Genomic DNA, 13,135 nt, shown 5'->3' on the forward strand with positions numbered 1-13,135 from the left:
CGCGCTCTCCAGCGCCAATTCAACTGCCACCAGCACCGCATCCAGGCCAGCTGTGCTCACAATGGCCAGTACCTGCGCCATGACACGGTCGCCACCGGCCTGGCGTAGCAGCCCTCTGCGCAACTGCTGCAAGGCCGGGGGGAGGTCGGCAAACGGTGCGCCATTGCGCAGCGCACCGGGCTTTCTTTGCACCAGCGGGATGTAGTGCTGCCAGTCATAGCGGGTCTGTCCACGGTCACTGAATCGCTCATGCTGCGCCACCACCTCATCGTTGGCCACCACGACCACCCGCGTCGGGTACAGCCGGGTGCTGACCATCTGCCCGGCCAGCTCGCAAGGCACCGAGTAACGGTTGCGTGCGACCGAGACCAAGCAGGTGCTGGTCACCCTCGCCGGGCGCTCCACATAGCCGTCAAAGGGCTGCGGCATTGACATCAAATGGGCACGTTCATGCTCCAGCATCTCGGCCACACTGAACTGCGAATGCTCTGGGTGGCGAACCTCCGCCCACAGGCTGCGACAGCGCTCGCCCAGCCAGGCGTTGAGTTCTGCAAAGGAGCCAAAGCGCTGCTTGGCCGCATCAATCCAGATTCGCCGCCTGCTATCTTGCACGTTCTTCTCGACGACCCCCTTCTCCCAGCCACTGGCCACGTTGCAGAAGTCGGCGTCGAACAGGTAGTGCGCGCACATCACCGCAAAGCGTGCGTTGACCACTCGGCCCTTGCCCTTCTTGACCTGGTCCACCGCCGTCTTCATGTTGTCGTAGATGCCGCGCCTGGCCACCCCACCCAGCGCCGCAAAGCTGCGCGTGTGCGCATCGAACAGCATCTCGTGTCCCTGACTGGGATACGCCACCAGCCAGAACGCACGGCTGGCACACAGCTTCATGTGCGAGACCTGCAGCCGGTAGTAAATGCCGCCCACCACCAGGCCTTCTTCGCTCCAGTCGAACTGGAATGCCTCGCCCAGCTCGAACGACAAGGGCACGAAGGCTCGCGTCGCTACCGCTTGCCCCTCGCCTTGGCGCCACTGGCGGATGAAGTCCGTCACGCGGCTGTAGCCGCCTTCGTAACCTGCCGACTTGAGTTCGCTGTACAGCGCCCGTGCCGTGCGGCGCTCGTGCTTGGCCCGATAGGCATCGGCCTTGAGCGCCTGCCTGAGAACCTCGTGGAAGGCCGTCAACTTGCCCGGCTGCTCGATTCGCCGGTACTTGGGCTCGCCATCCAATGGCGCCTTGAGCCACTTGGCTATCGTGTTGCGCGATAGCCCCGTCATCCGCGAGATCTCCCGCTCTGACTTCTTGCCTCGGCTGTGCAGCCGCCGGATTCTGCCGATCATGTCCATGGTGATCACTCCTCGAACCCCGCTGCATCAAAAAGCAGCAGAGTAGGTTGAACACCTGGCTCAGTTTTAGATCGGCACACCCCTCATAAGTGGCTCAGTTTTCGGTAGGCGCCAACATGGAGCGGCATGTAGGCAGTGTCTGCGCCATTGGCCTGGACCACGGCAAAAGGCTGCATGGGCGCCTTGGTGCGGTTGCTCTTGAACCGCGCCTTGCGGCGCATCCAGTCGGCGCATTCCTTGGCGATGGCACGCTGGGTCAGCTTGTTGCGCAGCTGAATCTCGAACTCGCTGCCGTACAGGCTGCGCTCGCGGTCGAGCTTGGGGATGTGGAATTCCTTGCGCTCTTTGCGAATCTTGTCGGTGACCTCGCTGGCCGTGAAGGTGGGAGAGGTGAAGATGAAGCTGAGTTCGTCGATCTTCTCCAACTCGGCCTTCAAGGCCTCGAAGGCGTACATCGAGAAGCACGAAGCGGCGATCTTCAGCCGTGACTTGGGCTTTAGCGTCGCCTTGAGGTCGTCACCCAGCAACCGGGTGATGTTGTCAATCAGTTCCATGTTTCTTCTTCCGCTCCCCAGCGTTGACCGGCGCATCGGGCGCGGCTTCCAAGCCGTGCTCTTGCGCGTAGGCCAGAACCAGCACCTCGACCATGGACGCGACGGATCGGTGTTCCCGTGCCGCCGCCAGCTTCAGCAACTGCTTGATGTCTGCTGAAGTGCGGATAGACAAGGTCTCATCCTTCAGTCGCTTCATGGTCGTGCACCCAAATGGTTTTGTCCTGCAAATGTACTGCGTTTTGCGGGCATTGGATGCCGTGGCGGTCGGTGGACCGCCACGGTGATCCATCAGTGGTGCATTTACTTGGCTCGGGTGAACTGCCAGGCGGTGTCGAAAGGCAGGATCTTGCGGATCGGAGGCAAGGGGTCGTAATAGTCGAAAGCGCGGATGCGGCCTTGGACCACGACGCGGCCGGTGTCGTAGACGTTGACGATCAGGCCGCACCAGAGGTCAAAACGGGTGTAGTGGCCCATCCGCTGCTTTTCGGTGATGTAGACCTTGTTGGCCCGGAAACGGCGTTCGATGTATTGAGCGGTGCTCATAGATAGCTCCTGGTAGATGCGGGGAATTCCGCCCGGAGCCTTTACAAGGCAGCACTACAGAGACAGAAGCATGGTTGGCAAGGGCACCTGCTGCCAATTTGCGATAGCCAATGTGTATCAATGAAGTGAGTGCAACACCATGCCAAGCAAGCTGTCGAAATGGGGTAACTCGCTCGGTGTTCGAGTGCCGAGCCATATTGCCGAGCGGGCCGGTCTGCAATGCGGCGACCAGCTCTACATCCGTCTGCTCGATTCGGGCGACATTCTGGTGAGGGCGGCTCGTCCGGGCGCGGTCCCACCGGGCTACGCCGTCCCGAATGGCAGCGCGCCCACCTCTGAGGCCAAGTCGTCCGATGACGGCAGCTGGGACGTGTGGTGATTTCTGGTTCGTCTGAAGCGAAGTCACCCCGAGATTGCGGCCGGTTTCGCCCCGCGCTACTGTGACGACGCGGCATTGGCTGGCTTCAACTGGTCAGCCGCGCCGCACAAGCAAATCTGCCGACCGCTGTCGGTCACCGCCAAGGGCTGAGACGTTTTGTCTCAGCCCTTTGTCGTTTCTGGCGGGCAGGTTGGCGCAACCCCATCTGAAGGAACCCCCATGTCTCAAGAATCCGCCATGCCGCCGAAGGCAGGCCCTGCATCGCCCAACGATCCACTGCCCATCGCCATCCATCCGCCCGTGCTCTTTGAGTTGGGCGATGTCGTCGCCACGCCGCCCGCGCTGCGGTTGATCGAGAAGCGCGGCGCAAACGTCCTCGACCTGCTGCGCCGTCACCAGCGATGCGAGTGGGACGCCATGTGCGCGGAGGATCGCGATGCCAACTGGCAGGCTGTTTTGTCCGGCGAGTCGCGCATCTTCTCTTCGTTCGACATCGGCAAGGAAGGTGACCCGGCGGTCGTGTGGGTCATCACCGAGTGGGACCGGTCGGTCACCACGGTGCTGCTGCCAAGCTGCTACTAACCCCAAATCACCGTCCGCAGGCCGCAGCGCAAAGTTGCGGCCAGTTCATTCCGCCGTGCCGCGTTCGCGCCGCACGGCTTTTTTGTCGCTGCGTTCGTAGCGATAGCACGCACTTATCACTACCAAAATGACCACCAAAAAACCACACGCATCGGCTTGCACCAAATCGCCAGCATCGAGCGAAGAATCTACCGCCAGCAACTCAGCCAAAACGGCAGAGAAGCCGCCAGCTGGCTCCGTGGCTGGCTATGTTGCCTCTGCCAGCTCGAAAGCCACCAAGCGGGCCTACGCCAGCGACGTGCGCCATTTCATCCAGCACGGCGGGGCCATACCGGCGACACCGGCCATGGTGGCGGAGTACTTGGCGAAGTTGGCCCCGATCATGAAAGTGGCGACGCTGGAGCGGCGTTGCGTGTCCATCGCGCAGGCCCACCGCGACCAAGGGCTGAAGTCACCGACGCGGGCCGATGTGGTCGTGGCCACCATGAAAGGCATCCGCCGCCAGCATGGCACCCGCCAGCGTGCGGTGAAGCCGATCACCCGCGATGTGCTGCTGGAGATGCTGGCCGTGCTCGATCAGCAGAAGTCACACCCCACCAAGGCAGCGCGAGACAGGGCTTTGCTGCTGGTCGGTTTCGCCGGTGCGTTCCGCCGCGCTGAGTTGGTGGCCTTGCGAGTGGAGGACGTGACTTTCCATGAGACCCATGCCGAGGTACTGCTGCGGTTCTCCAAGACCGATCAGTTTGGCAAGGGGCGTTCGGTGTTCTTGCCGCAGGCCAGCGGCGAGCGGTGCCCCATTCAGAGCCTCAGGGCGTGGCTGGCGGTGGCGGGCATCGAGACCGGCTGGCTGTTCCGCTCGGTGACCAAGGGCGGCGTGGTGTCAGATGATCCGCTGACGGCGCAGTCGGTGGCCTTGATCGTGAAGCGCGCAGCCAAAGCCATGGGGCGTGAGCCGGAGGAGTTTTCGGGCCACAGCCTTCGCGCAGGCTACGTGACCACTGCGGCGATGGCATCGCTGCCCACATGGCTCATCCGAGAGCAGACCGGGCACCGCAGCGATGCCGTGCTGGCCCGCTACATCCGGCCGGTCGAGAAGAGGAAGATTCCGTCGCTGCTTTGACTGGTACCAGCAGAATGTAGGCCTGCGAAGAAGGGAGGGGATTTTGCAGGTCGAGCTATATACCGGGGACATCCCGTCAGTTTTTGAGCGGTTCAGTGACTTGGTCGGTGCGCAGCACTGGAAGAAGCGAGTTGACCTTCTCAAGGCCGATATCCGAGGCAACAAGCTGCTGAGGGAGCACCTGATCCAAGAGAATGAGTTTGCTTTTGGCTTGCAGGCGGCGTCCGAACTCACGAAGAAGTATGGCCGGTTGCCCGTGCACCAGATGGACATCAGCCCGCTGTATCCGTGCATGGCCTTTGCCGCTCAGATACTGTCGATTGCTGAATCCTCCGCCGGCCCCCAGCGAGCCCAGCTGGTGCGCCGTGTTCACGGTGCGCTGAAGAACCCTGATGACTTGCGCGGCATGCGCCTGGAGCTGACGGCCGCGACTCACTTCCTTCGACGTGGTCTCGTAGTTCAATGGCCCGAAGTGACCGGGGGAGGCACGATGGATCTCTTGATCCCGGCTCTCGGACCACAAGGGCTTGAAATCGAGTGCAAATCTATCTCCGATGACAAAGGGCGCAAAATTCCAAAGCGTGACGCCTTGGATTTCTGCGCACTTGTGGCGCCCAAGCTGGATGCTCTTGGGAAAGGGCTGAAAGTAGGTGTCGCGGCTGTACTGACCCTTGATGGGCGCATGCCAGGGAACTTCTTGGAACGTCGGAAGTTGGCGGAATCATTGGTTCGTCATGTGCTGTCTGGCGTCAGCAACTGCCAGTTGGATGGGGCGAATCTGCGAATTCACGAATTCGATCCCCTTCTGCTTGGAGATGTTGGAGACGACGGGCGGCCCGTGATCTCAAGAGACCAAGTCGATACGATTACCGGGACGACAAACAGGCAGGCTCTGATCGTTGGTCGAAAGAGTGGAGGCGCCATCGTCCTAGTGCTTCAGAGCGCGCAAGACGACTCTCTGCTGACCTACACGTTTGACACCCTGTCCCGGTCGGCCAACAGGCAGCTGTCTGGACAAAGAGCCGGGATGTTCCTGGTGGGCCTCGACGGGCTGGAGGCGGAATCGTTGTTGGACCTTGCTCAGCAGGATGGAGCTGGCGATCAGCCACCAACGGCCCTTCGCGTTCGGGTCAGTGAATTTCTGGCCAGCCACGGCCGGGACCATGTCATTGGGGTTGGGTTTATCAGCAAAGGAGGACTACGCCCCGCTGCTGGTGGCGTGACTGACAGTGGGGGCTCCGCCTATGTTTTCCCGAAACGCGAAAGTCCCTTTTGGCATGACGATTTCGCCGGGCTGTTTGCCGAGAGGGCATGAACGGCTTGGCGCTTAGACCCAGCGCAGGGCTTCAGGGCGCCAAGTGGCCGTTGCCTGACTGCTGGCGGTGGCGACCTGCGTCGGTGGCCACAGCAGGTCGTCCAGCAGTGCGACGGTCTCGCCCAGGCTCGCGGCTTCGATGCGGTTCTTGTTCAGGAAGGCCTGCCACTGACGCAGCTTTGCGGCGTCTTCGCTGAACTGCTGGGTCAGTGCCAAGGGCCGCTCGGTGGGCAGGGCGGTCTGGCGTCGGGCAAAGGTGGCGGCAATGGCTGCTGCCAGTGTGGCACCGTCCAGTTCCGTGCGCCGTGCGATCACCGCCAGGTCGAAGAAGTCCTTCATGCGGCTGTTCGCTTGCCCCAGCATCACCATGGCCTGGTATTTCTCTGCGATCACGGTGTAGACCGGATAGACCCGCAGCGTGGGGGCTGGGAAGTCACCCAGCAGAGTCGGGTAAGCCACCGTCTGTGGCCCCGGCGTGACGGCATCGCCGAAGCCCACGTCGATCTGCAGGGCGCAGCGTGCGGAACCGATGCGTGCCACCAGCGTGATGCGGGTGCCGCCGTAGGTGTTGTCCTCGCGAATGGCGTCGGCCTTCACGGATTCGGGGTCAAACACGATGCCGTCGCCCAGGTCCATGGCGGCGATGTCGCGGAAAGTGGCGATCAGGTTCGCCTCGTCGTCAGGGCCAAAGCCCAGCAAGTCAGCGTCCCGCGTCGGGCGGTGCGGGGTGTCGTACCACAGCGCAAAGAGCAGGGCGCCCTTGAGCAGAAAGCGGTCAGCATGCGGGGACGTGCTGACGCGGGCCAGCAGGCGCTCCATGCCGTAGCGGTTCAGCAGCAGGTTGTAGTCGTCGCCGCGCTGTTTGGCGAGGGTCAGCAGTCGGGCCAGGATCGACGCGGATAGGTTGCCGGTCATTGCGTCACCGCCTCCAGATAGGGCTGCATGACACGGTCGACCCGGTTGATCTTGGCGAAGTGGCTCAGTTCGGCCATGGTGACCTTGCGGCTGCGCCATGCATCTTTCAGCGCCTCCAGCGCCACGTCCAGGCCAATCTTGTTGCGGAACTTGAAGCAGTCGGCCACAGTCTTGGCGGCGCTGTACACGCGGATGGGGGCACCGTGTTCGGTCACGGTCTGGATACCGTCGCTGTAGGCGGTGCCGCGCAGGCGCGTGATGCGCAGCGTGGGGTAGCTCAGCGCCGGGGTCTGTGTCGCTTCGGGCAGCGCAATCCACACTTCATGCGGCAGTTGCGTGCCGATCTCATGAAATTGCAGCGCACTCAGCAGGCACAGCACTGCCTTGGGCACGCGCTGGCAGACCTCGATCAGCGTCTGGTGCTCGGTGACTTCAGCATCGGGCAGTCCATACAGGCCACGGCCCAGCCGTTGCAGCTTTCCGGCCTGGTGTAGCCGGATCAGCAGCTGCGGTGACCAGCCATGCTCGCGCACATCCGCTGCCCGCAGCACGCGCCGGTGCCGGGCCAGTTCGAGGATGTGGTCAGACTGGTTCATGAGGGGGTAGTTTAATATCCGCATTACTTTTATTCAAGTGATGCGAAATTCAATCAGTCCCGCGCCGTGGTTCTACTGCTCGCCGATCTTGCGCATGGCCGCCGTGGCTTCTTCCATGGCGTTGCGAACCGGGGCGACGATCAATCGAGCGTAGACCTTGGTGGCTTCCGGGGTCTTGTGGTTCAGAACCCTGCCGATGATGGGCAGGCTGGTGCCGTTGCTGGCCAGCCAAGAGCCTAGCGTGCGGCGCAGGTCGTGGATTTTTAGGTCACGCATCTCGTAGTGCTGCAAGTGCAGTCCGTGCTTCTCCGCCAATGGCGTGTAGCGTTCGATGGTCTGGAACGGGAAGTCGATGGCCTCTTCCAGGGCCAGTTGGTAGTCGAAGGTCTTGGCCGTTGCCTTCTCTGCCAACGCCTCCACCAAACCCAACGCCGTGCCGCGCGCCAGCATGCGCTCCCAAGCCCCTCGTGGCTCCACCAAATGACCGCATTCGCCGGAACCAGGGAACACGAAAAGAGAATCGCTGCTTTGGGCAGCCTTCTTTCTTCGTTCCAGAACCTCGATGGCCTCGGGGGTCAGCAGCACGGTCTGTGGCTCGCCATTCTTTGTTCTCTCGATGTTCCATTCCTTGCGTTCAAGGTGAACATCCGGCCATTGCATCGACATGACGTTGCTGCGGCGTGCTCCCGTGTACAGGGCGAGTTTCACGAAGTCACGCACCAGCTCGTTCGTTTCATGCTCCATGGCCAGCATGAGGCGGGGCATCTCATCGGGGAGTACGAATCTTGAGCGGGACTTCTCCCTGTACTTGTCCATTCCCCGGCAAGGATGGTTGCCGTCGAAGTAGCCCCACTGGATGGCACGGCTGTACATCGAGCTGATGAGTGCAATCACGCGGTTGGCCGTCGTCGGGATATGGCCCATCTTTGCGTGATGGGAGATCAGCTGAGCGCGCGTGATGTCTGACAGCCGCAGCTTTGCAAGGTTGACGCCGTACCTGTTCGTGTCGATGTGGCGCTCGAATTTTTCGATGTCCTCCTTGTGGGACACCTTGCGGACGGACGAGTGCCGCTCGTAGTAGACCTTGAAGAAGTCGGCCAGCGTTATCTCGCTGCGTCGTTCGCGCATCGACTCGGCAGGGTTGAGGTCCTGCGCGATGTCTGCATTCAGCGCCGCGACCGTCTTGCGAGCTTGCTCGATGCTCACATCCGGGTAGCGCCCGATCTTGATGCGCTCTGGCCTGCCTTGGATGCGTCGGTAGAGCAAGAAACTCTTCCGGCCGGTCTTGCCGACGCTGATCGCGAGTCCTTTGGTGTCCGTGTCGTAGAAGTAGGCCACACCTTCGGACGGCAGCGTCAGCCGGTCGAGGGCGCGCTTGGTGAAATTTAGGCGGTTGCTGGGGGTCGGTTGGTCTTTGTGCATGCGGGAAATCTTGCTACGCGGTGGCTACGAGCCCCGTGCCTTTTGCAGAGATAGATCGCACGCTTGCTACGCCGAGCGTTGATCGAGGCCGGTAACGGTTTACCGAGACTTGCCGTTTGACCCGCAGGGCTGTTGAGGTTGTTAACGTCCGTTGTCCGCAGATGGCGACGAGTGGCGAAAAACAACATTAGCCGTAACCATGCTCATAATCCTTTGGTCGTTGGTTCAAGTCCAACACGGCCTACCAACACCGATCAGCACCATGCGCTCTGGCGCACGGTGCTTTTTTTTGATGGCGAGTTTGCGCCAGCGTGTAGCCGGCGCGCATCTGCACCCACCGTCGGTCACGCCATCACAGATGTCAACGCCTCATCAGCCACGAAGTCCGTGTACCAGGCATCCACCAGTTCGCTGACGCGTGCCGCCTGAACGTCAGGTCGTGTACGCAGCCAGGTGATCACCGCTTCGCGGTCGGCTGCGGACACACTGCCACGCACCGCCTTGGTGATGAAACCGCCGTTGGCCCAGCCGCCAAACTCCAGCCCATGGGGTTCGATTACCTCCTCCAGCAGAGCATCGACAAAAACCTCTTCGCGGGCATCGGCTTTCAGTTGTGTTTTGATGGCAAATCCAAATTCTTGAAATTCGCCGATATGAAGCTTCTTGCGTTGGCGTCGGCTGCGGTGTTTGGTCATGGGATTCCAGTGAGGGGATGTCGTAAACGACTGAGTATCCCCCATGCCCCGTCTGGCGTGCGGGGATGGGCCGCGTCATGTATTGCGCTTCATGAAAATATCGCTATATTGATCTGAAAATCAAACCAAATGGGGTGGACCATGGTGGAGCAGCGTTATCGACACGAGATGCGACGCATGATTGACCGGGCCTTGCGCTTGTTGGAGCGCGGTGACATGTCCTGGCGAACCGCCGCGCAATGGTTTGACACTTATCACGTGCCTTTTGCGGTGACCTGCCGGGTGTTGGCGCCTTACGCAAAAGAGTAAATCCTTCGGTATCGCGTCATGTTGTGGCGGGCGGATGTGCGTTTTTGCGACGTCCGATCTTCCCAAGGTGCGGTGTCTTGCACGACCTTTGACTATTTCCGCGTCAATGTGTCGCGCTCCTTGGCCGATCAGGTAAATTGAACCAGCTTAGTTGAACGCACAACGGGATGACGATATGAAGCTGGACGATATTCGCGTGGGCCCCAAATTGTGGGGCACGGTCATGGGCTTGCTGATTGTGATGCTGGCAGCCGCCGCTTTCACGCAGAACCGAGCGAGCGTGGCCATGGTGTCGGCGCTGGAGGAAGTGCTGCAAAAAGAAGAGGCCATCACCCGTGCCGGGCAGTGGTTGGGCTTGACCCAGGTGGTCATTGAGCGCACCACGGCCGCGGTCAACGTGCAGGATCCGGCTGCCAGCAAGATGCTCTCCGAGCGGTCTGCGGCCAACTCGGCGGCGATCACCAAGGTGCAGGAAGAAGTGCAGAAGTACCTGATCACCGACGAAGAGAAGCAGGCGTATGAACAGGTCGGCAAGATGCGCACTGAGGTGCTTGCCTTGCTCAAGCGCGTGCCCGAGATGAAAGCCGCGGGCGACACCGAAGCCATGCAGCGTTTCACCGAGCAAGAGTTCACGCCGGCGGCCAATAAGCTGATCGCCTCTCTGGAAGCCTTCATCAAGCTGGAGCAGAAAGCGCGAGACGAAGCCGTCGTGCACATGCACGAATCGCGCAAGTTGGCCGCCATCGTCGGCCTGATTGCTGCAGCCTTCTTGTTGGCCGTGGCGGTGGGCTTGACCCTGATCCTGATTCGCTCCATCGTGCACCCGCTGCAACAGGTGATCGCGGTCGCCAAGTCTATCAGCGAGGGTGATCTGACACAGAATCTGCACACGTCCCGTCATGACGAGTTTGGTGACCTGCTGAAGGCGTTTGCGCAGATGAGTGAACGCTTGCGCGGTCTGGTCTCCGAGGTGCGTGCGGGGGTCGATTCGGTGTCGACCGCCTCCACCGAGATTGCCAACGGCAACCAGGATCTTTCGTCTCGCACCGAGCAGACCGCCGCCAACCTGCAAGAAACTGCGGCCAGCATGGAACAGTTGACCAGCAACGTGACCCAGTCGGCCGAAACCGCACGACAGGCCAACCAGCTGGCGCTCAATGCCACCCAGGCCGCCACGCGCGGTGGGGAGGTCATGGGCAATGTGGTCAACAGCATGCAGCACATCTCTGACAGCTCGCGTCGCATTGCTGACATCATCGGCGTCATCGACGGCATCGCCTTCCAGACCAACATCCTCGCCCTGAACGCGGCGGTGGAGGCGGCTCGTGCGGGTGAGCAAGGACGTGGCTTTGCCGTGGTGGCAAGCGAGGTGCGCAGCCTGGCGCACCGCAGCGCCGAGGCGGCCAAGGAAATCAAGACCTTGATCCAGCGTTCTGTGGAAAGCGTCGAGTCGGGTTCTCAGCAGGTCACCGAGGCAGGGTCTGCCATGCAGGACATCGTGATGGGTGTGCAACGTGTGGGTGACTTGATCGCCGAGATCTCGGCTGCCGCCAGCGAACAGCAGCAGGGCATCAGCCAGGTGAACCAGGCCGTGGGCAATCTGGACCAGATGACGCAGCAGAACGCAGCCCTGGTGGAGGAATCTGCCGCAGCGGCGAGTGCCTTGAGCGAACAGGCGCGCAAGCTGGGTGAGGTGGTGTCCTTGTTCAAGGTCAACGGTGGTGTGGTGACGTCGGCCTTGGCGATGCCCAAGCCAGTCAGAGCGCCGATGCACAACGCGCCTGCACCACGCACGACACCCAAAGTGAGCGCGCCCGCGGCCGCCCCCAAGGTTGAGCCTGTGGCACAGGCCCCGGCGCCGGCAAAGGCTGCGCCCAAAGCGCCAGTCTCCGCTCCGGCCCCTGCGCCAGCACGTTCCGCCAAGGCCGCTGTGGTCGACGATCAGGACTGGGAAACCTTCTGATGCCAGTTGCCAGCGTGCGCTCAGCGGTCATCATGCTGGGGGCGCTGGCCATGTCGGCCTTGCTGTATGCGGGGCTGCCCTTTGAGGCCGAGGTTCGCAAGAGCCTCGGCCTCACTGTTTTCATCGGTGTGCTGTGGTTGACCGAAGCCCTGCCTCTGGCGGTGGTGGCCTTGTTGGTGCCTCTGGGGGCCTTGCTGTTGGGCTTCGAGGGCTTGACCACGCAGAAGGCGCTGGCACCCTTTGCCGATCCCATCGTGTTTCTCTTTCTGGGGGGCTTTGCACTGGCGGCGGCTTTGCGGGTGCAGCAACTCGATCGCAAGATGGCTGTCGCCCTGTTGGCCTTGTCGCGCGGGCACCTCGGCGCTGCGGTGGGCTTGCTGTTCGCGGCCACGGCACTTCTGTCCATGGGCATCAGCAACACAGCCACAGCGGCCATGATGCTGCCGCTCACCCTGGGTGTGTTGCAGGCCGTGGACCCTGAGCGTGACCGCCTGACCCATACCTTTGTCTTGCTCGGGGTGGCCTATGCAGCCAGCCTGGGTGGTTTGGGCACCTTGGTGGGTTCTCCGCCCAATGCGCTCGCCGCGCGGGCTGCGGGGGTGGATTTTGCAGGGTGGTTGCGCATTGGGTTGCCGTTGGTGGCGGTGTTGATGCCCCTGATGGTGCTGACCTTGTGGTTGGTGTTGCGCCCTCGACTGAACCAGCGCATCCCCATCGAGGCGGAAGTGGTGCCCTGGACCCGTGATCGCGTGCTCACGGTGCTGGTCTTCGGTGCCACGGCCTTGGGGTGGACGCTTGGCGGGCCTCGCCTGCAAGCTTGGGGCATTCAGAGTCCTGAAACGTTTTTGCGCTGGCTGCCTTGGTGGCCGTGGTCTGGCTGAGGCTGACCTCGTGGGCGCAGTTGTCCGAGCAAACCGACTGGGGGGTGTTGATCCTGTTCGGAGGCGGTTTGGCCCTGGGGGATCTGCTGGGCGCGTCTGGCGCTTCGCAGGTCTTGGGGACACAGGTGGCACAGGGATTGGAGGGCAGCAATCCGGTGTGGATGCTGTTGGCCGTGTGCGCCTTCATGGTGCTCTTGAGCGAGTTCGCCAGCAACACCGCGGCAGCGGCCTTGTTGATTCCCGTGTTTGCGGCCATCGCATCGCGCATGGGTCTGCCACAGGATGTGCTGGTGATCACCGTTGCGTTGGCGGCATCTTGTGGCTTTGCCTTGCCGGTGGCCACGCCACCCAATGCGCTGGTGTTTGGCACCGGGCGCATCCCGCAGCGGCACATGCTGCTGGCGGGGGGCGCACTGGATGTGGTGTGCGTGGCGGTCGTCTCCTTGTGGGCCTGGAGCGCGTTACCATGACCGGTATGCATGCGCCGACGCTGTTGCTGGTGGTGGTCGTTCTCAGT

The 13,135-nt window shown here is 61.9% G+C and carries 16 protein-coding genes; 7 read left to right on the plus strand and 9 right to left on the minus strand.

The window, feature by feature from the left end; all coding sequences use genetic code 11:
• The 4 genes from istA to WIT60_RS15650 form a co-directional block, all read right to left on the minus strand.
• Positions 1 to 1,344, minus strand: a 1,344-nt coding sequence (gene istA / locus WIT60_RS15635; RefSeq protein WP_339583446.1) for an IS21-like element ISJsp3 family transposase, incomplete at its 3' end; no start/stop codon positions are given.
• Positions 1,345 to 1,427: 83 nt separating this feature from the next.
• Positions 1,428 to 1,898 carry a phospholipase D-like domain-containing protein gene (locus WIT60_RS15640; protein ID WP_339584798.1) on the minus strand — a complete coding sequence of 157 codons (471 nt, stop codon included), beginning with the start codon at positions 1,896 to 1,898 and terminating at the stop codon, positions 1,428 to 1,430.
• The gene (locus WIT60_RS15645) at positions 1,885 to 2,094 is read right to left on the minus strand and encodes a hypothetical protein (RefSeq protein ID WP_205368188.1); all 210 of its coding nucleotides are present in this window, start codon (positions 2,092 to 2,094) and stop codon (positions 1,885 to 1,887) included. The genes WIT60_RS15640 and WIT60_RS15645 overlap by 14 nt, the downstream gene beginning before the upstream one ends.
• A gap of 104 nt (positions 2,095 to 2,198) precedes the next feature.
• Complete coding sequence (locus tag WIT60_RS15650) at positions 2,199 to 2,441, minus strand: hypothetical protein (protein WP_339584799.1); 243 nt, start codon at positions 2,439 to 2,441, stop codon at positions 2,199 to 2,201.
• 139 nt (positions 2,442 to 2,580) lie between these two features.
• On the opposite strand from WIT60_RS15650, the gene WIT60_RS15655 reads away from it, so the two are divergent.
• The gene (locus tag WIT60_RS15655; protein ID WP_339584800.1) at positions 2,581 to 2,820 is read left to right on the plus strand and encodes an AbrB/MazE/SpoVT family DNA-binding domain-containing protein; all 240 of its coding nucleotides are present in this window, start codon (positions 2,581 to 2,583) and stop codon (positions 2,818 to 2,820) included.
• 219 nt (positions 2,821 to 3,039) lie between these two features.
• A complete protein-coding gene (locus WIT60_RS15660; protein WP_261794353.1) occupies positions 3,040 to 3,402 on the plus strand; it encodes a hypothetical protein in 363 nt (120 codons plus the stop codon).
• A gap of 45 nt (positions 3,403 to 3,447) precedes the next feature.
• Here WIT60_RS15660 and WIT60_RS15665 read toward each other — a convergent pair whose 3' ends face one another.
• On the minus strand, positions 3,448 to 3,612 hold the full coding sequence (locus tag WIT60_RS15665) for a hypothetical protein (protein ID WP_339584801.1): 165 nt from the start codon (positions 3,610 to 3,612) through the stop codon (positions 3,448 to 3,450).
• Positions 3,613 to 3,640: 28 nt separating this feature from the next.
• Here WIT60_RS15665 and WIT60_RS15670 point away from each other — a divergent pair, with 28 nt between their 5' ends.
• Together WIT60_RS15670 and WIT60_RS15675 are read left to right on the plus strand one after the other, a co-directional pair.
• Positions 3,641 to 4,522 (plus strand): site-specific integrase, encoded by an 882-nt coding sequence (locus tag WIT60_RS15670; protein WP_339584802.1) that lies wholly within the window; start codon positions 3,641 to 3,643, stop codon positions 4,520 to 4,522.
• A 43-nt stretch (positions 4,523 to 4,565) separates the two neighbouring features.
• Complete coding sequence (locus tag WIT60_RS15675) at positions 4,566 to 5,837, plus strand: hypothetical protein (RefSeq protein ID WP_339584803.1); 1,272 nt, start codon at positions 4,566 to 4,568, stop codon at positions 5,835 to 5,837.
• Positions 5,838 to 5,849: 12 nt separating this feature from the next.
• Here the strand turns inward: WIT60_RS15675 and WIT60_RS15680 are convergent, their stop codons facing one another.
• The 4 genes from WIT60_RS15680 to WIT60_RS15695 form a co-directional block, all read right to left on the minus strand.
• Entirely contained in the window at positions 5,850 to 6,752 is a 903-nt protein-coding gene (locus WIT60_RS15680) for a nucleotidyl transferase AbiEii/AbiGii toxin family protein (protein WP_339584804.1), read from the minus strand.
• Positions 6,749 to 7,348, minus strand: a complete 600-nt coding sequence (locus tag WIT60_RS15685) for a type IV toxin-antitoxin system AbiEi family antitoxin domain-containing protein (RefSeq protein ID WP_158382787.1) — start codon at positions 7,346 to 7,348, stop codon at positions 6,749 to 6,751. Before WIT60_RS15685 ends, WIT60_RS15680 begins: the two co-directional genes overlap by 4 nt.
• Positions 7,349 to 7,420: 72 nt before the next feature.
• Positions 7,421 to 8,770, minus strand: a complete 1,350-nt coding sequence (locus WIT60_RS15690; RefSeq protein WP_339584805.1) for a tyrosine-type recombinase/integrase — start codon at positions 8,768 to 8,770, stop codon at positions 7,421 to 7,423.
• A gap of 344 nt (positions 8,771 to 9,114) precedes the next feature.
• Positions 9,115 to 9,465 (minus strand): YggL 50S ribosome-binding family protein, encoded by a 351-nt coding sequence (locus tag WIT60_RS15695; protein ID WP_339584806.1) that lies wholly within the window; start codon positions 9,463 to 9,465, stop codon positions 9,115 to 9,117.
• Between the two features lie 484 nt (positions 9,466 to 9,949).
• Between WIT60_RS15695 and WIT60_RS15700 the strand changes: the two genes are divergently transcribed.
• Genes WIT60_RS15700 through WIT60_RS15710 form a run of 3 tightly spaced genes read left to right on the plus strand, consistent with a single transcriptional unit; the run spans position 9,950 to position 13,088 of the window.
• Positions 9,950 to 11,737 carry a methyl-accepting chemotaxis protein gene (locus WIT60_RS15700; protein WP_339584807.1) on the plus strand — a complete coding sequence of 596 codons (1,788 nt, stop codon included), beginning with the start codon at positions 9,950 to 9,952 and terminating at the stop codon, positions 11,735 to 11,737.
• Entirely contained in the window at positions 11,737 to 12,618 is an 882-nt protein-coding gene (locus WIT60_RS15705) for an SLC13 family permease (protein ID WP_339584808.1), read from the plus strand. Before WIT60_RS15700 ends, WIT60_RS15705 begins: the two co-directional genes overlap by 1 nt.
• Entirely contained in the window at positions 12,600 to 13,088 is a 489-nt protein-coding gene (locus WIT60_RS15710) for an SLC13 family permease (RefSeq protein ID WP_339584809.1), read from the plus strand. Before WIT60_RS15705 ends, WIT60_RS15710 begins: the two co-directional genes overlap by 19 nt.
• Positions 13,089 to 13,135 lie beyond the last annotated feature (47 nt).

Origin of the sequence: Aquabacterium sp. G14 (assembly GCF_037482285.1) — a bacterium.
GTDB lineage: Bacteria > Pseudomonadota > Gammaproteobacteria > Burkholderiales > Burkholderiaceae_C > Aquabacterium.